At 72.2% G+C, this 26,311-nt stretch carries 25 protein-coding genes; 13 read left to right on the forward strand and 12 right to left on the reverse strand.

Annotation, left to right across the window (positions count from 1 at the left end; genetic code table 11):
* Positions 1-44: 44 nt before the first annotated feature.
* From ABZU69_RS08335 to ABZU69_RS08350, 4 genes are read right to left on the reverse strand one after another with little or no spacing between them, the layout of a single operon-like run.
* Positions 45-542, reverse strand: coding sequence for an Rrf2 family transcriptional regulator (locus ABZU69_RS08335; RefSeq protein WP_354963714.1), 498 nt, complete (start codon positions 540-542; stop codon positions 45-47).
* Position 543: 1 nt separating this feature from the next.
* Positions 544-1,428 carry an ABC transporter permease gene (locus tag ABZU69_RS08340; protein ID WP_354963715.1) on the reverse strand — a complete coding sequence of 295 codons (885 nt, stop codon included), beginning with the start codon at positions 1,426-1,428 and terminating at the stop codon, positions 544-546.
* Entirely contained in the window at positions 1,418-2,197 is a 780-nt protein-coding gene (locus ABZU69_RS08345) for an ABC transporter ATP-binding protein (RefSeq protein WP_354963716.1), read from the reverse strand. Before ABZU69_RS08345 ends, ABZU69_RS08340 begins: the two co-directional genes overlap by 11 nt.
* Positions 2,194-3,258 carry an ABC transporter substrate-binding protein gene (locus ABZU69_RS08350; RefSeq protein WP_354963717.1) on the reverse strand — a complete coding sequence of 355 codons (1,065 nt, stop codon included), beginning with the start codon at positions 3,256-3,258 and terminating at the stop codon, positions 2,194-2,196. Before ABZU69_RS08350 ends, ABZU69_RS08345 begins: the two co-directional genes overlap by 4 nt.
* 241 nt (positions 3,259-3,499) lie before the next feature.
* On the opposite strand from ABZU69_RS08350, the gene ABZU69_RS08355 reads away from it, so the two are divergent.
* The 3 genes from ABZU69_RS08355 to nudC are packed head-to-tail and all read left to right on the forward strand — an operon-like array spanning position 3,500 to position 7,150.
* Complete coding sequence (locus ABZU69_RS08355; protein WP_354963718.1) at positions 3,500-4,810, forward strand: pitrilysin family protein; 1,311 nt, start codon at positions 3,500-3,502, stop codon at positions 4,808-4,810.
* Positions 4,807-6,156 carry a pitrilysin family protein gene (locus tag ABZU69_RS08360; protein WP_354963719.1) on the forward strand — a complete coding sequence of 450 codons (1,350 nt, stop codon included), beginning with the start codon at positions 4,807-4,809 and terminating at the stop codon, positions 6,154-6,156. The genes ABZU69_RS08355 and ABZU69_RS08360 overlap by 4 nt, the downstream gene beginning before the upstream one ends.
* A gap of 34 nt (positions 6,157-6,190) precedes the next feature.
* Entirely contained in the window at positions 6,191-7,150 is a 960-nt protein-coding gene (nudC, locus tag ABZU69_RS08365) for an NAD(+) diphosphatase (RefSeq protein ID WP_354963720.1), read from the forward strand.
* Between the two features lie 125 nt (positions 7,151-7,275).
* Here the strand turns inward: nudC and ABZU69_RS08370 are convergent, their stop codons facing one another.
* The 3 genes from ABZU69_RS08370 to ABZU69_RS08380 all read right to left on the reverse strand — a co-directional run bounded on the left by ABZU69_RS08370 (position 7,276) and on the right by ABZU69_RS08380 (position 9,059).
* A complete protein-coding gene (locus ABZU69_RS08370) occupies positions 7,276-7,551 on the reverse strand; it encodes a hypothetical protein (protein ID WP_354963721.1) in 276 nt (91 codons plus the stop codon).
* A 213-nt stretch (positions 7,552-7,764) separates the two neighbouring features.
* Positions 7,765-8,004 carry a DUF397 domain-containing protein gene (locus ABZU69_RS08375; RefSeq protein WP_354963722.1) on the reverse strand — a complete coding sequence of 80 codons (240 nt, stop codon included), beginning with the start codon at positions 8,002-8,004 and terminating at the stop codon, positions 7,765-7,767.
* Between the two features lie 74 nt (positions 8,005-8,078).
* Positions 8,079-9,059, reverse strand: a complete 981-nt coding sequence (locus tag ABZU69_RS08380) for a helix-turn-helix transcriptional regulator (RefSeq protein ID WP_354963723.1) — start codon at positions 9,057-9,059, stop codon at positions 8,079-8,081.
* A 215-nt stretch (positions 9,060-9,274) separates the two neighbouring features.
* Here ABZU69_RS08380 and ABZU69_RS08385 point away from each other — a divergent pair, with 215 nt between their 5' ends.
* The gene (locus tag ABZU69_RS08385; RefSeq protein WP_354963724.1) at positions 9,275-10,570 is read left to right on the forward strand and encodes an MFS transporter; all 1,296 of its coding nucleotides are present in this window, start codon (positions 9,275-9,277) and stop codon (positions 10,568-10,570) included.
* 67 nt (positions 10,571-10,637) lie between these two features.
* Here the strand turns inward: ABZU69_RS08385 and ABZU69_RS08390 are convergent, their stop codons facing one another.
* A complete protein-coding gene (locus ABZU69_RS08390; RefSeq protein WP_139582276.1) occupies positions 10,638-10,880 on the reverse strand; it encodes a mycoredoxin in 243 nt (80 codons plus the stop codon).
* A gap of 92 nt (positions 10,881-10,972) precedes the next feature.
* Between ABZU69_RS08390 and ABZU69_RS08395 the strand changes: the two genes are divergently transcribed.
* From ABZU69_RS08395 to ABZU69_RS08405, 3 genes are all read left to right on the forward strand, one after another.
* Complete coding sequence (locus tag ABZU69_RS08395) at positions 10,973-13,138, forward strand: ATP-dependent DNA helicase UvrD2 (protein ID WP_354963725.1); 2,166 nt, start codon at positions 10,973-10,975, stop codon at positions 13,136-13,138.
* 124 nt (positions 13,139-13,262) lie between these two features.
* Positions 13,263-13,511, forward strand: a complete 249-nt coding sequence (locus ABZU69_RS08400) for a hypothetical protein (protein WP_354963726.1) — start codon at positions 13,263-13,265, stop codon at positions 13,509-13,511.
* Between the two features lie 132 nt (positions 13,512-13,643).
* On the forward strand, positions 13,644-14,009 hold the full coding sequence (locus ABZU69_RS08405) for a WhiB family transcriptional regulator (protein ID WP_074314263.1): 366 nt from the start codon (positions 13,644-13,646) through the stop codon (positions 14,007-14,009).
* A gap of 388 nt (positions 14,010-14,397) precedes the next feature.
* Here the strand turns inward: ABZU69_RS08405 and ABZU69_RS08410 are convergent, their stop codons facing one another.
* The 3 genes from ABZU69_RS08410 to ABZU69_RS08420 form a co-directional block, all read right to left on the reverse strand.
* On the reverse strand, positions 14,398-15,744 hold the full coding sequence (locus ABZU69_RS08410; RefSeq protein WP_354963727.1) for an AarF/ABC1/UbiB kinase family protein: 1,347 nt from the start codon (positions 15,742-15,744) through the stop codon (positions 14,398-14,400).
* Entirely contained in the window at positions 15,741-16,853 is a 1,113-nt protein-coding gene (locus tag ABZU69_RS08415) for a hypothetical protein (RefSeq protein ID WP_354963728.1), read from the reverse strand. The genes ABZU69_RS08410 and ABZU69_RS08415 overlap by 4 nt, the downstream gene beginning before the upstream one ends.
* A 209-nt stretch (positions 16,854-17,062) precedes the next feature.
* The gene (locus ABZU69_RS08420) at positions 17,063-17,230 is read right to left on the reverse strand and encodes a DUF5679 domain-containing protein (protein ID WP_007464795.1); all 168 of its coding nucleotides are present in this window, start codon (positions 17,228-17,230) and stop codon (positions 17,063-17,065) included.
* Positions 17,231-17,744: 514 nt separating this feature from the next.
* Here ABZU69_RS08420 and ABZU69_RS08425 point away from each other — a divergent pair.
* Positions 17,745-18,275: a M48 family metallopeptidase gene (locus ABZU69_RS08425; RefSeq protein ID WP_354963729.1), complete on the forward strand. Its 531-nt coding sequence runs from the start codon at positions 17,745-17,747 to the stop codon at positions 18,273-18,275.
* Positions 18,276-18,478: 203 nt separating this feature from the next.
* The gene (locus ABZU69_RS08430) at positions 18,479-19,087 is read left to right on the forward strand and encodes a hypothetical protein (RefSeq protein ID WP_354963730.1); all 609 of its coding nucleotides are present in this window, start codon (positions 18,479-18,481) and stop codon (positions 19,085-19,087) included.
* Between the two features lie 95 nt (positions 19,088-19,182).
* On the opposite strand, the gene ABZU69_RS08435 is transcribed toward ABZU69_RS08430, so the two are convergent.
* Positions 19,183-20,472: a zinc-dependent metalloprotease gene (locus ABZU69_RS08435; RefSeq protein ID WP_354963731.1), complete on the reverse strand. Its 1,290-nt coding sequence runs from the start codon at positions 20,470-20,472 to the stop codon at positions 19,183-19,185.
* A gap of 115 nt (positions 20,473-20,587) precedes the next feature.
* On the opposite strand from ABZU69_RS08435, the gene ABZU69_RS08440 reads away from it, so the two are divergent.
* The 4 genes from ABZU69_RS08440 to ABZU69_RS08455 all read left to right on the forward strand — a co-directional run bounded on the left by ABZU69_RS08440 (position 20,588) and on the right by ABZU69_RS08455 (position 26,303).
* Entirely contained in the window at positions 20,588-21,601 is a 1,014-nt protein-coding gene (locus ABZU69_RS08440) for a PDZ domain-containing protein (protein WP_354963732.1), read from the forward strand.
* A gap of 97 nt (positions 21,602-21,698) precedes the next feature.
* Positions 21,699-24,701, forward strand: coding sequence for a UPF0182 family protein (locus ABZU69_RS08445; protein ID WP_354963733.1), 3,003 nt, complete (start codon positions 21,699-21,701; stop codon positions 24,699-24,701).
* Between the two features lie 182 nt (positions 24,702-24,883).
* On the forward strand, positions 24,884-25,393 hold the full coding sequence (locus ABZU69_RS08450) for a SigE family RNA polymerase sigma factor (RefSeq protein WP_354963734.1): 510 nt from the start codon (positions 24,884-24,886) through the stop codon (positions 25,391-25,393).
* A complete protein-coding gene (locus ABZU69_RS08455) occupies positions 25,383-26,303 on the forward strand; it encodes a hypothetical protein (RefSeq protein WP_354963735.1) in 921 nt (306 codons plus the stop codon). Before ABZU69_RS08450 ends, ABZU69_RS08455 begins: the two co-directional genes overlap by 11 nt.
* The last annotated feature ends 8 nt before the right edge of the window (positions 26,304-26,311 follow it).

A 26,311-nucleotide genomic window follows, 5' to 3' on the forward strand; every position in this document is an offset into this window, starting at 1 on the left:
ACGCCGCAACCTGTTGGCGAACGCACCCCGTCGGTGTCGGATGGTCACGACGCGGCGGGGGCGCGGCCGGTCGGGTCGCGGGCGAGCAGGTCGGCCAGGGTCGTGCTGTCCACCACCGTGGCGATCGCCCCGTGCACGGCCAGCCAGACGTCGGTCAGCCCGGCCGCCACCCCGTGGTAGCCGGCCCGCTCGGCCGGCAGTCCGCGTACCGTGGTCAGCGAGCCGCCGACGGCGCGCAGCACGTCCCCCACGCTGATCTCGTCGGGCGATCGGGCGAGCGCGTACCCGCCCTCGGTGCCGCGATGGCTGAGCAGCAGGCCGGCGCGGCGCAGGTCCAGCAGGATGCCCTGGAGAAAACTCAGCGGGATCTCCTGCACCTCGGCCAGGCTGGCCGCCTTCACCAGGTCACCACCACCACCACCACCACCGTCGCCACCACCACCACCGCCGCTACCTTCAGCGGCAGCGGCAGCGGCGGCGGCGGCGACGGCGACGGCGAGCATGGCCCGGAGGGCGTAGTCGCTGCGCGCGGAGACGTACACGTCACTGACCAGCCTGGTCCAGCACACCCCAGCGGCGCCGGATCGCCTTGTCCGCCGCACCGAACGCGGCATCCACGACCAGGCCGAGCACCAGGATGACGATCATGGTGGAGAGCAGCCAGGGCGCGTCGGACAGCTCGCGGGAGTAGGTGAGCTGGGCGCCGAGGGAGGTCTGCGAGATGCCGACCACGATCAGCTCGCCGGCCATCAGGCTCCGCCAGGAGAAAGCCCAGCCCTGCTTGAGCCCGGCGACGATCGCCGGCAGCGCGGCCGGTGCGATCACGTACCGGTAGAGGTTGAGCCCTCGGGCGCCCAGGTTGCGGCCCGCGCGCAGGAGCAGCGGCGGCACGTAGTCCACGCCGGAGATCACGCCGTTGGCGATGGACGGCGCCGCGCCGAGCACCACCACGAAGAAGATCGCCTTCTCGCTCAGCTCGAACAGCAGGATGGCCAGCGGAAACCAGGCTATCGACGGCATGGTCTGCAACGCGGTGATCATCGAGCCGATGGCGGCCCGGAGCACCGTGGACCGGGCCACCGCCAGGCCCAGGAGCAGGCCGACCGCGACCGAGAAGATGTACCCGACGGCGGCCCGGCGCAGCGTGGTGAGCAGGCCCTCCCAGAGCTGTGGGCCCTGGGCCTGGGTCAGCAGTTCGCGGCCGACGACCAGCGGCCCCGGCAGCGAGTACGGCGGCTTCCAACCCGACCAGACCACCAACTGCCAGGCCGCGATGACGATGGCCAGCGCGGCCAGCTTGGGCCAGGTGGCGGCCCAGACCCGGGTGCCCCGGGAGATCTCCTTCTCCCGGCCGACGATCTCCAGCGCGTCGAGGCCGGAGATCTGCGCGTCGGTGCGCGCCGTGCTGGTGAGGGTGTCACTGGCCATGGCGGCCCACCTCCGTACGGAGCCGCTCGGTGACCTCGGCGGCGATGGCGGCGACCTCGGGGGAGTCGATCCGCCGTGGGCGCGGGATGTCCACAGTGGTGGAGTAGATGATCCGACCGGGTCGGCTGGAAAGCAGGATGATCCGGTCGGCCAGCCGGGCTGCCTCGCGGACGTTGTGCGTCACGAAGAGCACCGAGAGTTTGCGCTCGGACCAGATCCGTTCCAGCTCGTCGTGCAGGATGTCCCGGGTCATCGCGTCCAGCGCGCCGAACGGCTCGTCCATCAGCAGCACCGGGGTGTCGAGGGCCAGCGTGCGGGCCAGCGCGACCCGCTGCCGCATCCCACCGGAGAGCTCGTGCGGGCGCTTGCGGCCGAAGTCGGCCAGGTGCACGGTGCGCAGCAGCTCCGCCACCCGCGCGCGCCGCTCGGCCCGGGGCAGCCCGCGCAGCTTCAACGGGACCTCGACGTTGCCGTCGACGGTCAGCCAGGGAAAGAGCGCCGGCTCCTGGAACATCAGCCCGGCGCTGGCGTCGCCGGCCAGGGCGATCTGCCCACCGCTGGGCCGATCCAGCCCGGCGACCAGGTTGAGCAGGGTGCTCTTGCCGCAGCCGGAGGCGCCGACCAGGCAGACGAACTCGCCCGGCGCCACGTCCAGGGACACGCCGTCCAGGGCCAGTACGGCGTTCCCTCCGCGTCCGTACACCTTTGTCACGTCGGAGAGCGCGACCGCGGTGGTCGCGCTCCCCGGCGCCGTCGTGGTCGACGTCATGGCTGGATGACCTCGGGCTTGCCCTGCGCCTTGAGCGCGTTGTTGAGGTACGTCAGGTCGTACAGGCCCTTGAGGTCCACCGGGTCGGTCAGCTTCACCTCGACGGCGTGGTCGAGCCCGGCCTTGAGGGAGCTGGGGATCGGGTCGTTGGTGAACTCCAACGTCGTCCACGCCTGCTTGATCAGCTTCAGGTCCAGCGGCTTGCCGGTGATCTTGCCGATGGCGTCGGAGATGGCCTGCTGGGCCTCGTCCGGCTTGCTGTTGACGAACTCGTTCGCGGCCACCTGGCCGTCGACCAGCTTCTGCACCACGTCCGGGTGTGCCTTGAGGAACTTCGTGCTGACCAGCAGGTTGGTGATGACGAACTTCTTGTCCGGCCAGAGGCCGCGCTCGTCGACCAGCACCTTGCCGCCGGCGTTGACCAGCCGGGAGACGAAGGGCTCGGGCACCCAGGCGGCGTCGATCGCGCCGCTATTGAACGTCTCCACCGTCTGGGCGTTCTCCTGCGGCACGATCTTGACGTCGCCGCCGCCCTCCTTGGTGGTGGTGAGCCCCTGCTGCTTGAGCCAGTAGCGGACCGCCACGTCCTGGGTGTTGCCCAGCTGCGGGGTGGCGACCTTCTTGCCCTTCAGGTCCTGCGGGCCGTTGATGCCGGGCTTGACGACCAGCGCCACGCCACCGGAGGCGGCGCCGGAGACGACCCGGACGGCTTCACCCTTGGACTTGGAGAACGCGTTCACGGTCGGGTTCGGACCGATGTAGGTGGCGTCCAGCGCACCGGAGAAGACGGCCTCGATGGCGGCCGGGCCGGCGTTGAACGTCTTCGGGTCCAGCTTCACGTTGGCGCCGAGCTTCTCGGCGAAGATGCCCTTCTCCACGCCGACGACCGCCGGCGCGTGGGTGATGTTGGGGAAGTAGCCGAGGCGCAGCGTCACCGGGCCGGAGCCGCCGCCCGCGGCCTCGCTGTCGTCGCCGCACGCGGCGGTGCTGCCCAGGGTCGCCGCGCCGACCACGGCGAGGGTGGCCAGGCTGACCATCCGGCGCAGGGGGAGCCGCCTCATCGTCCGTCCAATCCGCAGTATTCCTACTTACTTGGTAGGAAGACTGGGGCAGGCCGCACGCAGCGTCAAGACTCATCCACATGCCGGGACAGCGCGTCCCAGATATGTCGGCATCTCCCACCAGTTTGCTAGGGCATCCGAAGTTCGGGCCGGAAGGTGCTGCCCCTGGTGGCCGATCCGGTGGAGGCGGCTCCGCGGAGGTCGCCGGTGGTGGAGGTGCCGACGCGCTAGGGTCGATCCCGTGGCGGCGCGGAGATCCAGAATTCCAGCGACGAAGTACCCGGTCGAGCGGTTCACCCTCGACAACGGCCTGCGGGTGGTGCTCACCCCCGACCGCAGTGCTCCGGTGATCGGGGTGGCGGTGGTCTACGACGTGGGCATCCGCTCCGAGCCGGAGGGGCGCACCGGCTTCGCCCACCTCTTCGAGCACCTGATGTTCCAGGGCTCGGAGAACCTGGAGAAGCTGGCCCACTTCCGGCACGTGCAGGGCGCCGGGGGCACCTTCAACGGCTCCACCCACCTGGACTACACCGACTACTTCGAGACGCTGCCGAGCAACGCGCTGGAACGCGCGCTGTTCCTGGAGGCGGACCGGATGCGCGGCCCCCGGCTGACCGAGGAGAACCTGCGTAACCAGGTCGACGTGGTCAAGGAGGAGATCCGGGTCAACGTGCTCAACCGGCCGTACGGTGGCTTCCCGTGGCTGACGCTGCCGCCGGTCATGTTCGACACATTCCCGAACGCGCACGACGGCTACGGCTCCTTCGACGACCTGGAGTCGGCGACCGTCGCCGACGCCGCGGACTTCTTCCGTCGCTACTACGCCAGCGGCAGCGCGGTGCTGGCGGTCAGCGGCGACATCGACGTGGCCGAGGCGACCGAGCTGGTCACCCGCCACTTCGGCGACGTGCCGGCCCGTCCGGCGCCGCGGCGACCCGACTTCACCGAGCCCGACCTGACCGCCGAGCGGCGTACCTCGTACACCGACGCGCTGGCGCCGCTGCCGGCGGTGGCCGGCGCCTGGCGGGTGCCGGACCCGGTCACCGACTTCGCTGCCTACCTGCCGTACGTGGTGCTGGCCGAGGTGCTCACCGACGGCGACGCGTCGCGACTGGTCGAGCGGTTGGTCCAGCGCGACCGGACGGTGACCAGCCTCGGCGGATACCTCGGCTTCATGGGCGACCCGTTCGACGTGCGCGACCCGACCGCGCTGCTGCTCCAGGCGCACCTGCCGCCCGGTGGCGACGTGGACAAGGTGCTGCGCACCATGGACGAGGAACTGGAGCGGCTGGCCACCGACGGGCTGACCGAGGGGGAACTGGCCCGGACCCAGGCCCGGATGGCGACCCACCTCCTGCGGGACACCGACGCGGTGCTCGGCCGGGCGCTGCGGATGGCCGTCCTGGAACAGCAACGCGGCGAGCCGGGTCTGCTCAACGATCTGCCCCGGCTGGTCGGCGAGGTCACCGAGGAGCAGGTGCGCGCCGCCGCGGCCACCCTGCGCCCGGAGCGCCGCGCCGCCGTCGAGGTCATCGCCGGAGGTGCCCGATGAGCGCCGCCACCACCGTCCCCACCGGGCCGCGTACGCTGCCCCCGCTCGGCCCCACCCGCAAGCTCAAGGTGCCCAAGCAGGCCGAACGCACGCTGCGCAACGGCCTCACCGTGATCGCCGTACGCCGGCCCGCCGTGCCCCTGGTCGAGCTGCGGCTCTGGGTTCCCTTCGGCCGGGCCCACCTGGCCCGCGGCGCGATGCTCTCGCAGACCATGCTCTCCGGCACCGAATCGATGACCAGCGTGCAGATCGCCGCCGAGTTGCAGAAGGTGGGCGGAGGCCTCTCGGCGGGCGTCGATCCGGACCGGCTGATGCTCTCCGGCGCCGGCCTGGTCACCGGGCTGGACCGGATGCTGGAGCTGCTGGCCGAGGTGCTGACCGGGGCCAGCTACCCCAGCGGGGAGGTGGCCACCGAGCGGGACCGGCTGGTCGACCGGATACAGGTGGCGCAGAGCCAACCGGCGCACCTGGCCCGGGAGGCGCTGCTGAAGCGGATTTACGGCCGCCACCCGTACGCGACGCAGACGCCGGAGCCGGGCCAGATCCGCGCCGTCCGACCGGCGGCGCTACGCACCCTGCACGCGGAGCGGGTACACCCGGCGGGCGCGCAGTTGGTGCTGGTCGGTGACGTGCAGCCGGAGAGGGCCCTGGACGCGGCCGAGCGGGCCCTCGGTGGCTGGGCCGGCGCGGGGCGCACGGCCGAGCTGCCGGCCACCCCGCCGCTGGAGTCGGGGCCGCTACTGCTCGTCGACCGGCCCGGCTCGGTCCAGTCCTCGGTGCGGATCGCGCTGCCGGCCGTGCCGCGCACCGATCCCGACCACGCCCCGCTGCAACTGGCCAACCTGATCTTCGGCGGCTACTTCTCCTCCCGGTGGGTGGAGAACATCCGCGAGGACAAGGGCTACACGTACGGCCCGCACTCGGTGATCGAGCACTCGGTGGCCGGGTCGGTACTGGTCGCCGGCGCCGAGGTGGCCACCGAGGTCACCGGTCCGGCGTTGCTGGAGACGACGTACGAGCTGGGTCGGCTGGCGTCGCTGCCGCCGAAGCCCGAGGAACTGGAGCAGGCCCGCCAGTACGCCCTCGGCACCCTCCAGCTCGGCATGTCCACCCAGGCCGGGCTGGCCGCGTTGACCAGCGCGTACGCCGGCAACGGCCTGCGCCTGGACTTCCTCGCCGAGTACGCGTCCCGGCTCGCGAAGGTGACCACCGACGACGTCGCGCGGGTGGCGGCCCACCACCTCGCGCCAGCTCGGGCGGCGGTCGTGGTGCTCGGCGACGCCGAGCGGGTCGCTCCGGGGTTGGCCGCGCTGACCGCGGTCCGGACCGAGCCGGTGCGGCAGTGAGCCGGACGTCCGCGCCGGCTGCGGAGGGTGCGGCGTGAGTGGGGAGACGGCGCCACCGCTGGCCCGGTCCACGCTGGACCGGGCCGCGCACCGGCGGGGCGATTCGCGGTGGCTGACCGAGGCGTGGTTGCGTGCCCGGGTGCTGCTGCTCGACTCGACGGACGAGGGGCGGACGCTGGCGCACACCGACGCGTCACCTCCGGCGCTGGTGCTGTTCGGGGCGGCGGACGTGCCGGTCGGGTCGGAGTCGATCGCGATGTTCCTCGGTGTCGAGCCGGACGGGGTGCCGGTCTTTGCGGTCGACACGCCGCTGCCGGTGCTGCCGGGCACACGGGCGGTCAGCCTGCGCGAGGTGGGGCATCTGCTCGGCGACCGGGAGGCCGGCCTCTTCACCACCGCGCTGGCGCTGGTCAACTGGCACACCCGGCACGGCTACTCGGCGGCCACCGGAGCACCGACCGAGATGGACGAGGCCGGTTGGTCCCGGGTGGACCGCAACGGCGGGCGGATCTGGCCGCGTACCGACCCGGCGATGATCGTGCTGGTGCACGACGGCGTCGACGGCCCGGACGGGCGTTGCCTGCTCGGCAACAACGCCGGCTGGCCGGGGACCCCGGGCGGCCGGCGCTACTCCTGCCTGGCCGGCTACGTGGAGCCGGGGGAGTCGGCGGAGGCCGCCGTGCTGCGCGAGGTCCGCGAGGAGGTGGGCATCGGGGTCGAGCGGGTCGGGTACGTGGGCAGCCAGGCGTGGCCGTTCCCCGGTTCGCTGATGCTGGGCTTCCTGGCCACCGCCGACCCGACCGATCCGGTGCAGGTCGACCCGTCCGAGATCGCGTACGCCCGCTGGTTCACCCGGGGGGAGATCGGGGCGGCGCTGGCCGGGAAGACCGTGGATGTGGGTGACGGGGCCCAGTTGATCCTGCCGCCGCCGTCGTCGATCGCGCTGTTCCTCATCCACCGCTGGCTGGACGGCTGGGTGGACGCCGACCGGTGAACACGGTCCCGGCCCGTGGCCGCCGTTGCCGCGGCGGTCACGGGCCGGGAACACGGGCCGTCGTGGTCGGCTGGGGCGAAAACGCGGCGGGGGAGCCGTTCCGACCACGACGGACGTCTCGTGGGTCAGGTGCTGGTGCGGCCCGGTCTGTGTCGGAACGTGGGTCGGGCTTCGCCCAGCGGCAGGACCTTGACCCGTTGCCTGCCGGCGCGGACCGCGCCGACCGTGGCGAGTGCCCGGGCCAGCAGCAGCGCGGCGTCCCGGTCCTCGGCGTGCACGATCTGGCGGCGTGGCTCGGGGGCGGTCGTCTCGTCGCGGAGTCGGTGGCCGTCCGCCCAGGCGGCGGCGATGTCCCCGTCGGCGACGGCGCGGATGTCGGTGCGAACGATCAGGAACCGCATGAGGGTCTCCGGATGAACCGCGACGAATGAGTCGGTGTGGAAGTTCCACGTACTCGATCGCCATGTTACGCCGCGTGTTCGTCCCAGCAACTGAAACGCGCCTATTGGTTTCGAGCCTCGTCCGATCGGCGGATGCCTGGTCAGCGGGGTCGGCGGTGGGTAACGCGACGGGGCCGCCGGCAGCGCGCCGACGGCCCCGTCCCGGTCACCGGATCAGTTCGGATCGAACTGGCCCTTCTTCGCTCCGGCGATGAAGCCGAGCCATCCCGCCCGGTTGAACAGCAGCACCGGGCCACCCCGGTCCTTGCTGTCGCGCAGCGCGACCGCGGACGGGCCGGTGCCCAGCGGAGCGACCTCCACGCAGTTGGAGGTCTGGCTGCGCGTGCTGGTACGCCACGGGGCGTCCGACAGCCGGTGGGCGGGGACAGACGGCGTGTTGCGGATGTCGTTCATGGTTCTGCTCCTGATGTGAACCGCTCCGATGGGACAAGTGGTGCCGCACGCCCCGACGGAGGGTCCCCCGTGGATCACCGTTCCGTCAGCCGCCCCGAGGCCCGGCGGCGTTGGGGCGGCGCCGTTGCCGGCCCGAACGCCACTGTGGAAGGGGGCACCGCCTCGGTCAGCCGTCCCGTCGCCTCGATCAGCCAGGAGAGGGTGTCCGAGGCGGTAAGTGCCGCCGTGCATAGCCACTCGAACACCACTTTATAGCGATTTAGCGCGATTGCCTCGGTCGACATGACGTCGGTGAACCCCCCTTCGATGGTCAGCGTCTCCGGATCGAGCGGATCGGCGAACCGGTAGAGGGAGAACGCGGTCGGCGGGAGGTACCAGTTGCCGATCTGGGTGTCCCGGAGCAGCACGTGCAGCGTCACGTTGGGCAGCAGCGCCAGCTCGCACAGCTGGCGAAGTTGCTCGTGCAGCACCTCGGGCGGGCCGGCCCGGCGGCCGAGGGCCGCCTCCTCCAGTACGGCGGTGTAGCGGGGCGCGTCGGGCTCCCGGGTGAGCAGCGTCTGGCGGGCCAGCCGTGCCTGCACCTCGGTCTCCGGCTCCTCGCCCGGCTCCGGCTCACCGGCGCCCTCGGCCACCTGACGGGCCGAGACGATCCGGACCTGCGCGTACCCGGGGGTCTGCAACAGCCCCGGCACCAGCACCGGGTTGTACTCGGAGATCTCCGCGCAGCCCGCCTCCAACTCGGCCCAACTGCGCTGCTGCTGCGTCATCACCGGGAAGTTCTTCAACCAGCCCCGCATGTCACCGGCCTCGCCGGTGATCCCGAGCAGCTCCTCGTGCAGTGCCGCGTCGGCACCGTAGAGGTCGAGCAGAACCCCGACGTCCTGCGGGTCGGGTCGGCTGCGCCCGTTCTCCAGCCGGGACAGTTTCGACGCGGAGGCCCAGCCGATCCGCTCGATGACCTGGTCGCCGGTGAGGCCTGCGGCCTCGCGCAGGCGGCGCAGCTCTGTGCCCAACCGGCGACGACGCAGGATCGGGCTGGGTGCGGCAGGAGGCACGTGTCCTCTTTCCCGTCGACCGCCGCAGACGCGACGGTAACTGTATGAAATTCGCCCCCCACGGTCAGTATGGACGGCGCGGCCGGCGTTGGAGGTTCCGGCGGGGGCGTGTCTTGCGAAAAATGGACCTTTGGTACGCCGACCACGGCGGGCCCCGAGGTCGCGGCCCCGTCGACCACGCCCGCCCGGGCGCGCCATCCCCGCCGGAGGGACCCATGCGCACCGTCCTGCGCCGATCCGATTTCCGTCTGCTCTTCGGGGGCCTGCTGGCCAGCATGACCGCCGAGTCGATCCTGCTGCTCGCGCTCGCGATCTGGGTCAAGGACCTGACCGGCTCCGACGGGCTCGCCGGCGCCACGATCTTCGCCGTCGTCGCCCCGATGACGCTCGCGCCGCTGGTCGGCTGGTTCGTCGACCGCTACCCGCGCCGGCCCTTCTTCGTGGCCGCGAACCTGGTCACCGCGGTGCTGCTCACCCCGCTGTTCACCGTCCGGGACGCGGGCGACGTCTGGCTCGTCTACACGGTGGCAGCCCTGTACGGCCTGTCCCACATCACGCTCAGCTCGGCACTCAGCGGGCTGATCCGGCAGCTGGTGCCGGTTGAGCTGCTGGCCGAGGCGAACGGCGTGCTGCAGACCGTACGCCAGGGGCTGCGGCTGGTCGGCCCGCTGGTCGGTGCGGCGCTCTACGCGGCGGTCGGCGGGTGGGCGCTGGCCGGGATCGGCGTGGTCGGATTCCTGACCGCGGCCGCCGTGGTGACCGCGCTGCCCACCCCGCAGCCGGCGCCGCCGACGGTACGGCTGCGCTGGCCGGCCGAGCTGGGTGCCGGGCTGCGACACCTGGCCGGCGAGCCGGCCCTGCGCCGTGCCCTGCTCGGCTACGGGCTCGGGTCGCTGGTGATGGGCTTCAGCGAGTCGCTCATCTTCGCCTACGTCGACCAGGGGCTGGGCCGGGACGCCGCGTTCGTGGGTGTGCTGGTCACCGTGCAGGGCGTGGGTGGGCTGCTCGGTGGGCTCTGTTCGCCGGCGCTGGTCCGCCGGCTCGGCGAGGTCGGCACGCTGGCCGCCGGGGTCGCGTTCTTCGGGCCGGCCGCGCTCGCGCTCGCGTACCCCGATCTGCGGCTCGGTTTCGCCGCGGTGCTGCTGGCCGGCGTCTCGCTGCCGCTGACCATGGTGGGGCTGCACACGCTGATCCAGCGGCGTACCCCTCCCGGGCTGGTCGGCCGGGTCGTCGCCGAGACCGAGGCGGTGGTCAGCGGGCCGCAGGCCTTCTCCATCGGCGCGGGCGCACTGCTGGTCGGGTTCCTGGACTACCGGGCGCTGTTCGCGCTGGTCGGGGTGGCCACCCTGGTCGCCGGCGGCTACCTCTGGCGGGGCCGGCACCTCAGCGCGCCGCCCGGCGCCCGCCCGCCCACACCGCCGCCCGGCCCGACCCTTCCGGCGCCGCGACGCCCGGCGGACGACGCGGACCAGCAGGTGGTGACCGGGAGCCACCGGTCGCCGCGCCGGTGACGGATACCGGACACGACGAGCGGCCGCCCCGATCGGGGCGGCCGCTCGTCGGAAATGACCCGGCCGGTCAGGCGGTGAGGGTCTCCAGGTGCTGCTTGACCTGGGTGATCGAGGGGTTGGTCAGGGCGCTGCCGTCGGCGAAGCGCAGCGTCGGCACCGTCTGGTTGCCGCCGTTGACGCTCATCACGAACTCGGCGGCCTTCGGGTCCTGCTCGATGTCGACCACCTCGTACCCGATGCCCTCCCGGTCGAGCTGCGACTTCAGCCGGTGGCAGTAGCCGCACCAGGGGGTGGAATACATCGTCAGCATGGTCGGGCCCTCCAACTCATCCGCCGCCGGCTTGCGGATCAAGCCGAGGCTGTTCGCTGCAACGTCCGGGACAGCTGCGATGATTCCTGGTTGTGGCGGTTCACTCAGCGTCGGAAAGCGTGCTCGCCGGGCTGGACCCGGATCAGCGCTCTGCGGTGACCGCACCCGCCGGCCCGGTCTGCATCCTGGCCGGCGCCGGCACCGGCAAGACCCGCGCGATCACCTCCCGGATCGCCCACCGGGCGCTCTCGGGTGAAATCTCCCCCCGGCACGTGCTCGCGGTCACCTTCACCGCCCGGGCCGCCGCCGAGATGCGAAGTCGACTCACCGTCCTCGGGGTGGGTGGTGTGCAGGCGCGGACCTTCCACGCCGCCGCACTGCGCCAGGTGCGCTACTTCGCGCCCCGGCTGCTGGCCGGCCGGGCCATGCCCGAACTGCTGGACAGCAAGGTGCGGCTGGTCACCCTCGCCGCGGCACGGGTGGGCCTGCGGACCGACCGGGCCGCCGCGCGGGACCTGGCCGGCGAGATCGAGTGGGCCAAATCGTCGCTGGTCGAGCCGGGGGACTACGTGGTCTCGGCCGCCCGAGCCCTGCGCGACACGCCGCACGAACCGACGAAGGTGGCCGAGGTGTTCACCGCGTACGAGCAGCTCAAGCGCTCGAACGGCGTAATCGACTTCGAGGACATGCTGCGCGCCGCGGTGTGGGGCATCGAGGAGCACCCGGACGTCGGCGAGCAGGTGCGCGGCCAGTACCGGCACTTCGTGGTGGACGAGTACCAGGACGTCAACCCGCTCCAGCAGCGGTTGCTGGACGCCTGGCTGGGCGGCCGGAACGACCTGACCGTGGTCGGCGACGCCAGCCAGACGATCTACTCGTTCACCGGGGCGACCTCGGCGTACCTGGTCGACTTCCCGCGCCGGCACCGGGGCGCCGCCGTGATCCGGCTGGTTCGGGACTACCGCTCCACCCCGCAGGTGGTCGGGTTGGCCAACGCGGTGATCTCCCAGGCCCGGGGCACCGAGGCGCGGCTGCGGCTGGAGTTGAGCGGGCAGCGCCCGGCCGGCCCCGAGCCGGACCTGCGGATCTTCACCGACGAGCCGGCCGAGGCCAACGCCGTGGCCGCCCGCTGCCGCTCCCTGATCGGCGCGGGCACACCGGCCAGGGAGATCGCCGTCCTGTTCCGGACCAACGCGCAGTCCGAGGCGTACGAGAAGGCACTCACCGAGGCCGCGGTGCCGTACGTGGTGCAGGGCGCGGAGCGGTTCTTCGAGCGGGCCGAGGTGCGCCAGGCGATGGTCGCGCTGCGCGCCGCCACCCGGTCGATCCCGGGCGAGACCCCGCTGCCGGGCGCCGTCGTCGAGGCGCTCACCGCGGTCGGTTGGGCCCCGGACGCGCCCCCGGCCGGTGGCGCGGCCCGCGAGCGGTGGGAGGCGCTGGCCGCGCTGGTCCAGCTCGCCGAGGAGTACGCGGCCACCCAAGAGGTGGTGCCGATCGGCGAGGCGGCGGCGGTCGAGCGGCCGGTCACCCTGGCCGACTTCACCGAGGAACTGGCCCGTCGGGCCGCCCAGCAGCACGTGCCGACCGTGGACGGGGTGACCCTGGCCTCGCTGCACTCGGCCAAGGGGCTGGAGTGGGACGCGGTCTTCCTGGTCGGCCTCGCCGAGGGCACCCTGCCCACCACGTACGCCAAGACCGTCGAGCAGGTCGAGGAGGAACGCCGGCTGCTCTACGTCGGGATCACCCGGGCCCGGCAGTGGCTCTGGCTGTCGTACGCCGCCGCGCGCTCGCCGGGCGGACGGGCCCGGCGGCCGTCGCGGTTCCTGCCCCAGTTGGACGGCTCCGGCGGGACCGAGCGGGCCACCGGTGGCGCCGGTCCGGCCCGCCGCCCCGAACGGCGTCGGACCCAGATCGTCTCCTGCCGGATCTGTGGCGCCACCCTGCTCGCCGGCCCGGACCGCAAGCTGGGTCGTTGCCCCACCTGCCCGTCCGACATCGACGATGAGCTGCATGAACGGCTGCGCGAGTGGCGACAGCGGGTGGCCGGGGCGCAGAAGGTCCCCGCGTACGTGGTGTTCACCGACGCCACGCTGGTCGCGCTGGCCGAGCGACGGCCCGGCCGGCCGGAGGAACTGATCGCGATCGCCGGCATCGGCCCCCGGAAGTTGGGCCTCTACGGCGAGTCGGTGCTCGCGCTGGTGGGGGGCGCGGGAGTGGACGACGTCTGCCCGGAGAAAACTTTCGAAATCTCGTCGTAAATTCGTTTGCCCTCGCCCCGGCGCGAGGAATAACCTCAGAACACACCACGCGAGCGGCGCCATTCCGGCTGCTCACGGGGGGTCGGTCCGGTCGATATACGAGAACGTGAGGGAGGTGGTACCCGTGAGGATCTTCACCTATGAGCGTCTGGCGGTGATGCCAGCTGTCCACGCTCCGTTGTCGGCTGTCCGGGTGGCCCTCGCGGCCGCACGACCGTCGGTTCCGCAGGTGCACCAGGTTCAGGCCGAGCTGAACCTGACTGTCGCCCCCATCGGAGTCGAGGGGACCAGTGGCTTCACGGGCATGGCCATCCAGGGCGCCAAGAAGCGCACGGATGTCCGCGGCGTTCCACCTCGAGGTAGACCGGTCTGACCATCAGACACCGGCTCACCTCGAGGCCGCGGAACCCGCTTACCGGGATCCGCGGCCTCAGTTTTTTGCCCCGCCGAAGTACGTCGGAATGCGATCCATGAGATCGAAGTGTGAGAGAGAGGTGACCGGGCGATGAGTCTGGCGTTGGCCCCCCTCGACGTGAGCGTCGAGATGGAGGCGAACCTGCCCTGCCGGAAGTTCGACCCCGACCTGTGGTTCTCCGACTCGCCTGCCGAGCTCGAGCTGGCCAAGTCGCTCTGCGGGGACTGCCCGCTGCGCGTCGAGTGCCTGGCCGGGGCGGTGGAGCGAGCGGAGCCGTGGGGCGTCTGGGGCGGCGAGATCTTCGAGCGTGGCGCGGTTGTCCCGCGCAAGCGGCCCCGTGGCCGCCCGCGCAAGGAGGACGTCGCACGTGACGCCGCGCTCCGGGTCGAGGCCGAGGCGCGCCTGGCGGCCAGTGGGCTGTCCGAGGTGCGTGGCGCGGTCCGGCTGGCAGCCTGACATGTTCCCGATCCGTACCAACTACGCCGGTGTCGCACCGGCAGCGAGTGAGAAGACGACCATGCTGCACGTACCGACTGGAGCTTTCGAGATGCAACTACTCAACGAAGCGTTGTCCCGGGCTCGAATGCGCCGGCCTCAGGCCGGTCGTACCACCACGAGCACTGAGGCAACCCGATCCGCCCGTACCGTCGCCATGAACAGCCGCAACCAGTCGGCACGCGACCTGGGCGTTCTCTAGTACCACCCACGCAGAAAGGGGCGGGTGCCACCGGCACCCGCCCCTTCGCCGTGCAAGGAAGGGCACCTTCTTAACGCCTGCGGTAGAGGAAGGGCCCCTTCTTAACAACCGGTGCCGGATGGCACCCGCCCTTCTTGGCGTGCGTGCTCAGGCGACCGGGGCGAAGCCGGGCAGCCAGCGCTCCAGGATGCCCCGGTACGGCGCCTTCGCCTCCAACTGGCAGAGCACCCCGATCGACCCGAGCGTCACCCGGTGGATGAGCAGGTACGACGGCGGCAGGTTGAGCTGCCGGCTGAGCTGGTAGGTGGGGGAGCGGGGGCTGGCCAGCCGGGCCGCCTCGGCCCGCAGCCAGGCCCGGGTGAAGCGGAACTCGTCGGCTGCGATGGGCTCCAGCATCGGACGGAGGAAGTCCAGCACCGCCTCGCCGTCGATCTCCTCGGTGGAGCTGACGAAGCCCTCCGACCGCAGCCCCGCCACCACCCCGTCGGCGTCGTTCCGCAGGGCCAGCGCGGCGATGCGACCGATCGGCTCCGGCGTGCCCTCCGGCATCCGGGCCACCGCACCGAAGTCGATCACCCCGAGCCGACCGTCGGGCAGTATCCGAAAATTGCCCGGGTGCGGATCGGCGTGCAGCAGCCCGGCCCGCTGCGGTGCGGAGAGGTGCAGGGTGGCCATCAGGCGGCCGGCCTCGTCCCGCTGCTCCTCGGTGCCCTCGCGGATGATGTCGGCGAGGGGTGTACCCGTCACCCACTCGGTGACCAGCACCCGAGGCGACGCGGAGACCACCGCCGGGATGTAGATCTCCGGGTCGTCGGCGTACGCGGCGGCGAAGGTGCGCTGCGACTCGCCCTCCAGCTCGTAGTCCAGCTCCTCAGTGATCCGTTCGCGCAGCTCGACCAGGAGCGGCTTGACGTCCAGGCCGGGCTGGATGGCCCGGAACATCCCGCCGAGCCGGGAGAGCTGCTTGAGGTCGGCGAGCAGCGCGTCACCGGCGCCCGGATACTGGATCTTGACGGCCACGTCGCGGCTGTTCGGCTCGCCCGAGGGGCCGTACCCGGGCTCACGCCACCGCGCCCGGTGCACCTGGCCGATGCTGGCCGCGGCGGCCGGGGTGTCGTTGAACTCGACGAACCGGTCCCGCCAGTCCGGGCCGAGCTGCTCGGTCAGCACCTTGTGCACGCTGGCGACCGGCAGCGGCGGAGCGGCCTCCTGGAGCTTGGTCAGCGCCTGGCGGTAGGGGGCGGCGATCTCCTCGGGCAGCGCCGCCTCGAAGACCGACAGGGCCTGGCCGAACTTCATCGCACCGCCCTTGAGCTGGCCCAGCACGCTGAAGAGCTGCTCGGCGGTGCGCTGCTGAATCTCCGCGGAGATCACGTCGGAGGCGAGCCCGGTGACGCGCTTACCCATGCCGAGGACGGTCCGACCGGCGAAGCCGAGCGGCAGAGCGGCGAGTTTGGCGGTCCGGGACACGGCCCGGCGCGGGATGTCGGTCACTCGGTCATTGTTACCGACCGGAGGCCCCCGCTGCTGCTGTGCCGCCGGGCTGGTGCCCACACTCGGCTCGGCGAGCACCCGCACGCCGGGTGGGGCGGCCAACCCCGGCGGCGAAACCGGCCCGGGCCGGTGACCTCCGTGGCACCGCCCAGCGTCTCCGGGCTGCCCCCGTCGAGCTGCGCGAGCGCCTCGGCCAGCGCGTACCCGGTGGCCGCGAGCAGTGTGCCGGTGGCGCCGGCGGCGGCCGGCTCGGCGGCCGCGAGTTGGGCGGCGAGCCGCGGCCAGTCCGGGTCGCGGTCGGCCCGGTGCAGCTCCACGCAGTGCAGGCAGGGCCCGGCGGGTGGGCGGACCAGCGGCCCGATCACCGGTACGCCCTCGCGCAGGGTGACCAGCAGGTGCGGCTGGCGGCGTTGGGCGAGACCGGCGGCGAGCAGCGCCGGCGGGCGGTCGGTGCCGAGCTGGATCACCAGGTCGATCCGGGCGGTGCGACCCGGTTGGGTGCCGGTGCCCGGTGCGACGCGGTCGACCGCGGCCCGTACCGCCGGAGCGAGCGGGTCGCCCAGCTCGGCGGCCGGGATGCCGGTGCCGACCAGGTCGATGGGGCGCACCGGACCGGTGAGGTGTGGGATCACCTGTCCGACGCCGGACTGGGCCAGCGCCACCGCCAGGGGCGCGCCGAGCGCTCCGGCCCCGGTGAGCAGCACCCGGGCGGCCTGTCGTCGGCGCAGGCACTGCGCGGGGGTGCCGGGCAGCCGGCCCGTGGCGAGGGCCAGCGCGCCGGCCTCCGCGGCGAGCCGGGCCCGGACCGGCCCGGTCAGCTCGCGGGGGAGCAGGCTGTGCCCGGGCATCAGCAGGCACGCCGTGCGCAGGGCGTCGAGCAGGTCGAGTGCCTCGTCGGTGGTGACCCGGGCGGTGGCCGCGTGGGCCAGCACGGCGCGCTCGCTACGGGTGCCGTCCAGCAGGTCGAGCAGGTGGGCGGCGCGCAGGTTGGCCAGCTCCAGCAGCACGGCGGGCCCGGGGCCGACGCCGAGTTGGAGGGTGTGCCGGTCCCGCCAGAGCCGGCAGAGACCGGGCAGCAGGGTCGGGCGCGGCAGGGCGGTACGACTCATGATGACGAATCGTGACCGCGTCCCTGCGCTCGGTCGATCGTTGTCCACAGGTGGTCGGGCCACTGTCCAGCGCTGTCCACAGGATTCGCCGGGTTATCCACAGCCCGCCGGTACGCGTGTCGGGCACCCGACAGACCGTGGATGACCTCCGGAACGGCAACGGGGGCGGGGTGGCCGTCGGCCACCCCGCCCCCGATTACCCGTACGCGTCAGACCTTGGCCTTGCCGAGGATGCGGTTCACTGTTGTCCCGCAAACCGGACACTTGCCCTTGGCCATGTTCATTCCGGTCTTCGAGACCTCAACGTGCCCCTCGAAGTCCCGCTTCTCCTTGCACTTCACGCAGTAACCGTTGTAGGTCTGGGCCTGGTCGGCCACGGTGCCCTCCTCGTCTCGTCCGCCGGTCAATGCCGTCCCGGCGGGGTGCCCGGCGGCGGGCCACACGGGGCGCCGGCGCTGGGTCTCACTCCGCGGCCACCTTCGTGACCGCTGGTTCGCGGACCCTACCCAGGTCTGGGCAGTTCCATGTCAGCTGTGCATCGACACTGTGAGCAAGTCGACGTCGAGAGTGTGCATGGCGAATTAGGTCGGATAAGTCAGTTTGGCGGGGACACGCCGACCAAACCCTCTCAGCCACCCGTGCGGGTGCCCCCGCAGCGGCACCGAGCACGGTGATCACCTACGGTGGAGGGGTCCCCGGAGAGGGCCGCCATCGGTGTTCACGAAGGGTGACGAGATGGCGCAGCGGCGACCCGGCCAAGAAATTTTCGGGACGCCCAACGACCAATCACCATTTTCTGGGCGCGTGTCGCGCGGTTGACCCTTGCGGACCCCTGGTCAGTACGCATTAGCTTTCCTTCGTGACACGTAGCCGAGGCTGCGCGGGCCAGTGATGGCGGGGACGCGCAAGCCGGTCGTCGAGGTGCGGCGCAGCCAGCGCCGACGACGCACGGTGTCTGCGTACCGCGATGGTGAGCGGGTCGTCGTCCTCATCCCGGACCAGTTCTCCCGGGCCGAGGAGAGCGAGTGGGTCGACCGGATGCTCGCCCGGCTCGCCGCCCGGGAGGGCCGGCTCGCCCGCTCGGACGCGGAGCTGCTGGCCCGGGCCACCCGGCTGATCGACCTCTACCTCACCGGGTACGGCGCCAAGGCGGTGCCCGCCAGCGTCCGGTGGGTCACCAACCAGAACGGCCGGTGGGGCTCCTGCACGCCCGCCGATCGCAGCATCCGGATCTCGCACCGCGTGCAGGACATGCCGGAGTGGGTCATCGACTACGTGCTGCTGCACGAGCTGGCCCACCTCATCGTGCCCAGCCACAACGCCCGGTTCTGGGGCCTGGTCGGCCGCTATCCCAAGGCGGAACGAGCCCGCGGCTACCTCGAAGGCGTGGCCGCCGCCTCCTGCGCCCCCGTCGCCACCTGACGCGGGGTCGGGCCTCCGTGATCGACTCGGTTTCCTTGATGTCGCGGTGTCCCGGGCCCTCGGACAGCGCGACATCCTTGAAACCGGGTGGATCATCAGCCCAGCCCAGCCCAGCCCAGCCCAGCCCAGCCCAGCCCAGCCCGGGCGGCCGGGGCGGCGTAGGCCGGGCCAGGTGGTCGGGCCGGGGGCGCTAGGGTCGGGATGTGGCACGACGGGTGGTGGTGGCGTTGCTCGGGCCGGTGCACTGGTCGCCGCCCGGCATCGACCTGGCGGACTGGCGGGCAGCGCTCGCCGAGGACGTCGTCGACCTGCTCGCCACGCTCAACGAGGTGGAGGTCGCCGTCGCGGTGACCCCGGCCGACCGGTCGTTGGCGGACGCCGTGGTCTGGCCCGGCACCACCGTGTACGAGGTGGCCGAGCCGACGCCGACCGCGGTGTTCGCCGCGCTGGACGGCTACGAGCAGGCGGCGGTGCTCGCCGGTGACGTGCCCGACCTGCCCGCGCTGACCGTCGGCAAACTGCTGCGCCCGCTCACCACCCGGCCGGTCGCGGTCGCCCCGGTGGAGGGCGGCGGCCCGGGCCTGCTCGGGGTGGCCGTGCGACTGCCCGTGGCGGGTTGGCTACCGAAGCTGGACCTGGACGTGGCGACACCGGCCGACGCGCGGGCCGGTGCCCCCCGACCCGGCGACGTTGCCGTCACGGCCGGGTGGCGTCGGCTACGCGGGCCTGCCGACCTGGCCACCCTGGACCCGGCCTTCGAGGGTTGGGAGGCCACCCGCGCCCTGCTCTCCGGCTCCGGCCGACCGGCCTGACCCGCTGGCCAATATGGCCGGCGGGGCGTGCGTGACCCGCTGGCCGACCGGCCGGGTGCCCGCCGTCGATCGGTGCGGGCACCCCGGCTCTGTCGTCAGGGCTTGGCGTCGCCGTCGGTGTCGCTGTCGTCCTGCTGGCCGGGAGCCTTCTCCTCGGCCCCACCCGGCGCGGTGAAGTCGAAGTTGTCCAGCTCGCTCAGGTCCCACTCGTTCATGGCGAAGGCGACCGGGTCGGCGAAGTCGTCGTCCGACGGGAGAAGGTCCGGGTGGCCCCAGACCGCGTCCCGGCCGGCGATGCCGCGATGCTCGGTGAGCGCGGCCCACAGCGCCGCCGCCTCGCGCAGCCGGCGCGGGCGCAGTTCCAGACCGACCAGCGCGGCGAAGGTCTGCTCGGCCGGACCGCCGGCGGCCCGGCGGCGGCGGAACGCCTCGCCCAGCCGGACGACGTTGGGCAGCCGGTCGCTGGCGGCGCTGTCCACCACGTGGCACACCCAGCCCTCGACCAGGGCCAGCGCGGTCTCCAGTCGGGCCAGGGAGGCCTTCTGCGCCGGGCTGTCCTCCGGCGTGAAGATGCCCTCCAGGGCGATCGCCTGCATCGACTCCGGGTCGGTCGGGTCGACCCGCCCCATCGCCTCCTCGATCGCCTCCCGGTTGACCCGGATGCCCGAGGCGTACATCTCCACCGCGCTGAGCACGTGCCCGCGCAGCCACGGGACGTGCTGGAACAGCCGCTGGTGGGCGGCCTCGCGCAGCGCCACGTAGAGGCGCACCTCGTCCTCGGGCAGCTCCAGGCCCTCGCCGTACGCCCGGATGTTGGCCGGGATCAGCGCGGCCGTGCCGGCCGGACCGAGCGGCAGCCCGATGTCGCCGGCGGAGAGCACCTCCGCGGCGAGGGAGCCGAGGGCCTGCCCCAACTGCCCGCCGAAGAGCGCGCCGCCGAGGGTGGCCACCATCGACTGCATCGGGCCGAGCTGGGCGCGCGCCTCCGGCGGCACCAGGTCGCCCATCGCGCCGACCATCCGGCTCGCCACCGGGTCGCAGAGCTTGCGCCACACGTCCAGCGTCTTGAAGATCCACTCATTGCGGTTCCAGGCCACCGGGGACTGGATGCCGGACGGCCAGGCCGAGGCGGGCTCCAGCCACAGGTCGGCCAGGCGCAACGCCTCTTCCACCGCGTTGCGCTCGTAGGGCGACACCGCCGGGTCGCCGGCGGCCGCCAGCTGGCTGGCCGCCACCTGCCGGGCCAGGTCCCAGTTGACCGGCCCGCTGCCCGGCGCGGAGAGCAGGTGCTGCAACTGCGACATGAACTGCTGCATCTGCGCGGGATCGTTGGGGTCTGGTGGTTGCCCACCCGGTAGCGCGAAACCGAACGGAATATCAGGCACGACGTCTACGGTACGCGCGCCGCGCCCCAGCTCGCCGCCGCTGGCGTTGCGCTGAGGGCGAAGTCGCGCGGCGCATCCGGCAACCGGGCCCCGAGCGGTCGGTACGCTCTGCCGCATGAGACGTCGTGGCCTGACGGTCCTGCTCGGTGCCCTGTTCACCGCCCTGCTGAGCATCGGGGTGCTCCGGGTGCCGATCCCGTACGTGGTGCTCGGCCCGGGCCCGACGGTCAACACCCTCGGCACCGCCGACGGCAAGGAGGTCATCCAGGTCTCCGGGCGGGAGACGTCCACCTCCGCCGGCCAGCTCCGGTTGACCACGGTGGGGGTGCAGCCCACGGTGCGGCTCCGCGGGGCGATCGCCGGCTGGTTCTCCGACGACGAGGCGGTGGTGCCGCGCGAGCTGGTGTACCCGCCGGGGGAGTCGACGGAGCAGGTCGAGCAGCGCAACGCCGAGGACTTCAAGGTGTCGCAGACCAGCGCCGAGACCGCCGCGCTCCGCGAACTGGGCTTCCCGGTGCAGGTGGTGATCAAGACGGTGGCCGCGGACGGCCCGTCCGCCGCAGTGCTCAAGGTCGGTGACGTGGTCACCTCGGTCGACGGTAAGCCGGTGCCGGTGGCCTCGAAGGTCACCGAGCTGGTCCGGGCCAAGCCGGCCGGCACGGCCCTGACCATCGGCTACACCCGCGACGGCGCGTCGGCCACCGCGACGGTGACCAGTCAGGAGCAGGACGGCCGGCCGCGGATCGGCGTCGAGATCGACCAGCAGCAGCCGCACCCGTTCACGCTCGGCATCGACCTGGAGGACATCGGCGGGCCGAGTGCCGGCCTGATGTTCGCCCTGGGCATCGTGGACAAGCTGACCCCAGCCGACCTCACCGGTGGGCAGGTCATCGCCGGCACCGGCACCATCGACGACGAGGGCAACGTCGGCCCGATCGGCGGGATCGCCCAGAAACTGGTCGGTGCGAAGCGCGCCGGGGCCAAGGTCTTCCTCGTGCCGGCGGACAACTGCGCCGAGGCGGTCCGCAATCCGCAACCCGATCTGCCGCTGCTGCGGGTGGGCTCGTTGAGCCAAGGGCTGACCGCGCTGGAGACGCTGCGGGCGGGGGGACAGCCGACCCGCTGCTGACGCGTGTGACCGTGCCCCGCCGCGTTCAGGAACACCCCGTACTCTGGGTGCCTGGTCGGAGCCGATCACACTCGAGCGTGCGGAGCCAACAGTGGTCATGCGTAGCAGCAGCCCCCTTCCGAGGATGAGCCGGCGCGGACGCGTCACCATCGCTGTCCTGGTCGGGGTGTTCGTGCTCTTCACCCTGCTCGGCTGGGGTGTGCAGGCGTGGACGGACTGGCTCTGGTTCGACGAGGTCCGCTACACCGAGGTCTTCACCGGCGTGCTGGTCACCCGGCTGCTGCTCTTCCTCGCCGTCGGCCTCGGCATGGCGGTCATCGTCGGCGGCAACCTGTGGCTGGCCCACCGGCTGCGCCCGCGGCTGCGTCCGCACTCGGTCGAGCAGGCGACCCTGGAGCGCTACCGGATGGCGCTCAGCCCGCGCCTCGGCACCTGGATCGCGCTGACCGCCGCCGTGGTCGGGCTCTTCGCCGGTCTCTCCGCGCAGAGCCGGTGGAACCAGTGGCTGCTCTTCCGCAACGGCGGCGACTTTGGAATCAAGGACCCGGAGTTCGGGGTCGACATCGGCTTCTACGTCTTCCAGCTGCCGTTCTGGCGCTACCTGCTCGGGGTCGCGTTCACCGCGGTGGTGCTGGCCGTGATCGGCGCGCTGGCGGTGCACTACCTCTTCGGCGGGGTCCGCCTCCAGGGCGTCGGGGACCGGATGAGCAACGCCGCCCGCGCCCACCTGAGCAGCCTCGTCGCGGTCTTCGTGCTGCTCAAGTCCGTCGCGTACGTGCTGGACCGGCGGGCGATGCTGCTGGAGTACAACGAGGGCGCCAAGCTGTACGGCGCCGGCTACGCGGACGTCAACGCGCTGCTGCCGGCGAAGGAGATCCTGGCCTACATCTCGATCGTGGTGGCGATCGCGATCATCGTGTTCTCCAACGCCTGGATGCGGAACCTGGTCTGGCCGGGCATCTCGCTCGCCCTGCTCGGCGTGTCCGCGGTGGCCATCGGCGGCATCTACCCCTGGGCGGTGCAGACCTTCGAGGTCAAGCCGAGCGCCAAGGACAAGGAGGCGCCGTACATCCAACGCAGCATCGACGCGACCCGGGCGGCGTTCGGGTTGGCGGTCACCGAGACGACCCCGTTCGCGGCGAGCAACCTCACCCCGCCGGCCAACCTGGCCACCGACACCTCGGTGGTGTCGAACGTGCGGCTGCTCGACCCGCAGTTGGTCAGCGAGACCTACACCCAGCTCCAGCAGGTGCGCGGCTTCTACGACTTCGGCCCGAAGCTGGACATCGACCGGTACGGGGTGAACGGCAAGACCTCCGACTACGTGGTCGGCGTCCGGGAGATCAACTACGGCGAGCTGACCGACCAGCAGAACACCTGGATCAACCGACACACCGTCTACACCCACGGGTACGGGCTGGTGGCCGCCCCGGCGAACCAGGTGGTCTGCGGCGGGCAGCCGTTCTTCGTCTCCGGCTTCCTCGGCGAGCGGACCCAGGAGGCGTGCTCCTCGCAGACCGAGCAGATCCCGGCGAAGCAGCCGCGCATCTACTACGGCGAGCGGATGGCCGCCGACGACTACGCGATCGTCGGGCAGTCCGACCCGAACAAGAAGGCCGAGTTCGACCGGCCGGTGGGTGAGGGTGGCGGCGAGTCCTACACCTACACCGGCGAGGGCGGCGTGGAGATCGGCTCCTTCACGCGGCGGCTGCTGTACGCCATCAAGGAGCAGGAGTCGAACTTCCTGCTCTCCGAGGCGGTCAACAAGGACTCCAGGCTGCTCTACGTGCGCAACCCGCGGGACCGGGTGGAGAAGGTCGCGCCGTTCCTCACCCTGGACGGCGACCCGTACCCGGCGGTGGTGGACGGCCGGGTGCAGTGGATCGTCGACGGCTACACGACGGCGGCGACCTACCCGTACGCCGAGCGGGTCAACCTCCAGACCGAGACCACCGACGAGCTGACCAACCGGGGCACCTTCCAGTTGGCCCGGGAGAACGTCAACTACATGCGCAACTCGGTGAAGGCCACCGTCGACGCGTACGACGGCACCGTGAAGCTCTACGAGTACGACGACACCGACCCGGTGCTCAAGGCGTGGAACAAGGCGTTCGGCGGTGACCTGGTGCTGCCGAAGACGGAGATTCCGGTCGAGCTGACCGAGCACCTGCGCTACCCGGCGGACATGTTCAAGGTGCAGCGGAACCTGCTCACCAAGTTCCACGTGACCAACCCGGGTGACTTCTACTCGGCGCAGGACTTCTGGCAGGTGCCCAACGTGCCGGACGCGCCGGACAGCGGCCAGAAGCAGCCCCCGTACTACCTGTTCACCCAGTTCCCCGGGCAGGAGTCCCCGCGCTTCCAGCTCACCTCCGCGGTCACCCCGAACGGCCGGCAGAACCTCGCCGCGCTGATCTCGGGGTCGTACGTCGAGGGGCAGCCCCGGCTGGAGGTGCTGGAGCTGCCGGACCAGACCCGGGTCTCCGGCCCGGTGCAGGTGCACCAGCAGATGACCAACAACGCCAACATCCGCCAGCAGCTCAACCTGCTCTCCAGCAACCAGGCGCAGGTGCAGTACGGCAACCTGCTCTCGCTGCCGTTCGCCGACGGCATGCTCTACGTCGAGCCGGTCTACGTGAAGAGCAACCAGCAGGACGCGTACCCGCTGCTGCAGAAGGTGCTGCTCTCGTACGGTGACGGCGGCTCCTTCGTGGCGCTCGCCGACAACATCAACGACGGCATCAAACAGCTGGTCGAGCAGGGCAAGCGGGCCGGGCAGGGCGCACCGCCGCCGCCGCCCCCGACCACCGGGGGTAACCCGACCACGCCGCCGCCGAGCCCCGGCCCCGGCACCGGCACGCCGCCGATGACCGGCGAACTGGCCGACGCGGCGAACCGGGTGCAGACCGCCATCACCGAGGTCCGGGCCGCGCAGACGTCCGGGGACTTCGAGCGGTACGGTCGGGCGCTCAAGGCGCTGGACGAGGCGCTCACCGCCTTCCAGCAGGCGCAGCAGGCGGCCAACCCGCCCGCTTCGCCCAGTGGCAGCCCGTCGCCGAGTGGCAGCGCTCCGCCGCCGACCCCCAGCCCGGGCGGCTGACCTCGCCCCTCGGGAAGAACCTTTCGGAGCCCTCGTCGTCGGACCGCACCTGGTCGTGACGGCGAGGGCTTCGCCGTGTCCGCGTGTCGCCTCCCGGACACACCGCGGCCGGCCGGCCCGCAACCTGCGGTACCGGTCCGTCGTCCTCTCTGCAACGGGGTGCGGACGAGGGGGACCAGCCGATGAGGGACGCGCAGAGTTTCGACGAGTTGTACCGCGGCACGGCGCGGCGGCTGTTGCGGTACGGCTATGCCGTCACGGGCGACCACACCGAGGCGCAGGATCTGGTGCAGGAGGCGTTCGCCCGTGCCTGGCGGCAGTGGGGACGGCTGTCGACGCATCCGGCCCCGGAGGCGTGGCTGCGGCTGGTGGTGGCCCGGCTCGCGACGGACCGTTGGCGGCGCCTGCACCGCTGGCGGTCGGCGCTGAGTCGCACCGGACCACCGCCGGACGCTCCGGCGCCCAGTGAGGACGGCGTTCTGCTGGTTCGTGCCCTCCGCGAGTTGCCGACCGGCCAGCGGCAGGCGCTGGCCCTGCACTATCTCTTCGACATGTCGGTGGAGGACATCGCCCGGGAGGCCGACGTGCCGGTCGGCACCGTGAAGTCCTGGCTGTCCCGCGGCCGGTTCCGGCTGGCCGCGCTGCTGCCCGACCTCTCCACCGTGAAGCTGGAGGCGAACGATGTCAGCTGAACTCTCCGACCTCTACCGGTCGCTCGGCGCCGCTGTCGACGACCAGGAGTTCGCGCACCCCGGGCTGGTTCGGCGGCGCGCCGACCGGCGGGCCCGCGTCCGGGTCGCCAGCACCGCGCTCGCGGTGGCGGTGCTGCTCGGCGGGGTGGCGGTCGGCGGCCGGCTGGTGTTGTCGGCGGACGACGCAACACCGTTGCCGCCGCCCGCCGACACTCCGGGCCCGGTGCCGACCGGATCGACGCCACCCCCGTCCCTGTCCCCGTCGCCACCGTCGTCGCCGCCGGGCGGCACGCCGAGTGGTACGCCGTCGGCGCCCACAACAGGTGCGGGCACTCCCCGGCCACCAACCTCGATTCCGGACCGTGCCTTCTTCGTCCTGGCGGCCGCGAACCAGACCGGCCTGAAATCGCGGATCGACGGCGCGGCGCTGCCGGTGCTCTGCACGGCCGGTTATCCCAGCGAGTCCGCCGTGGCGCAGCGCCGCGGCCGGTACCTGGCCTACAAGCGGCCGGAAACCCCGCAGGGGTACTTGCCGGACGGCAGCTACCGGCACACCATCACCATCTACCGCCCGGGCCGTGCCGACGACGCAATACGGGAGCTGCGGCGGGCCGTTCGCGACTGCCCCGAGCAGGAGCTGCCCGACGACGGCGCGCGGACCTGGCGGCAGCGGCTGCTCGACCCGGGCAGGTATGGGGACGAGTCGGTGCTGTTCGAGATGCGGGCACCGTTCCTGGACGCCAACGGCGAAGCGGACGGCGAGGAGGTCCGGTTGGTCCGGGCGGTCCGCATCGACGACGTGGTGACGGTGCTTTGGGAACAGGGCTGGGAGGGCACCTCCGCCGAACGTGCCCCGTTCGATGCCGACAGCCGGCGGGCGGTCGCGGCGATCGAGGACTGGCTCGGCTGACGGCGGCC

The sequence above is a fragment of the Micromonospora sp. NPDC005206 genome, assembly GCF_040608175.1.
Lineage (GTDB): Bacteria > Actinomycetota > Actinomycetes > Mycobacteriales > Micromonosporaceae > Micromonospora.

Excerpts from the sequence above, each read along its gene's own strand:
- ABZU69_RS08440 (WP_354963732.1), top strand. The coding sequence starts at position 20,588 with ATGAGACGTCGTGGCCTGACGGTCCTGCTCGGTGCCCTGTTCACCGCC.
- ABZU69_RS08455 (WP_354963735.1), top strand. The coding sequence starts at position 25,383 with ATGTCAGCTGAACTCTCCGACCTCTACCGGTCGCTCGGCGCCGCTGTC.
- ABZU69_RS08340 (WP_354963715.1), bottom strand. The coding sequence starts at position 1,428 with ATGGCCAGTGACACCCTCACCAGCACGGCGCGCACCGACGCGCAGATC.
- ABZU69_RS08360 (WP_354963719.1), top strand. The coding sequence starts at position 4,807 with ATGAGCGCCGCCACCACCGTCCCCACCGGGCCGCGTACGCTGCCCCCG.
- ABZU69_RS08405 (WP_074314263.1), top strand. The coding sequence starts at position 13,644 with ATGAGTCTGGCGTTGGCCCCCCTCGACGTGAGCGTCGAGATGGAGGCG.
- ABZU69_RS08385 (WP_354963724.1), top strand. The coding sequence starts at position 9,275 with ATGCGCACCGTCCTGCGCCGATCCGATTTCCGTCTGCTCTTCGGGGGC.
- ABZU69_RS08390 (WP_139582276.1), bottom strand. The coding sequence starts at position 10,880 with ATGCTGACGATGTATTCCACCCCCTGGTGCGGCTACTGCCACCGGCTG.
- ABZU69_RS08375 (WP_354963722.1), bottom strand. The coding sequence starts at position 8,004 with ATGAACGACATCCGCAACACGCCGTCTGTCCCCGCCCACCGGCTGTCG.
- ABZU69_RS08345 (WP_354963716.1), bottom strand. The coding sequence starts at position 2,197 with ATGACGTCGACCACGACGGCGCCGGGGAGCGCGACCACCGCGGTCGCG.
- ABZU69_RS08350 (WP_354963717.1), bottom strand. The coding sequence starts at position 3,258 with ATGAGGCGGCTCCCCCTGCGCCGGATGGTCAGCCTGGCCACCCTCGCC.
- ABZU69_RS08425 (WP_354963729.1), top strand. The coding sequence starts at position 17,745 with ATGGCGGGGACGCGCAAGCCGGTCGTCGAGGTGCGGCGCAGCCAGCGC.
- ABZU69_RS08445 (WP_354963733.1), top strand. The coding sequence starts at position 21,699 with ATGCGTAGCAGCAGCCCCCTTCCGAGGATGAGCCGGCGCGGACGCGTC.
- ABZU69_RS08370 (WP_354963721.1), bottom strand. The coding sequence starts at position 7,551 with ATGCGGTTCCTGATCGTTCGCACCGACATCCGCGCCGTCGCCGACGGG.
- ABZU69_RS08450 (WP_354963734.1), top strand. The coding sequence starts at position 24,884 with ATGAGGGACGCGCAGAGTTTCGACGAGTTGTACCGCGGCACGGCGCGG.
- ABZU69_RS08415 (WP_354963728.1), bottom strand. The coding sequence starts at position 16,853 with ATGAGTCGTACCGCCCTGCCGCGCCCGACCCTGCTGCCCGGTCTCTGC.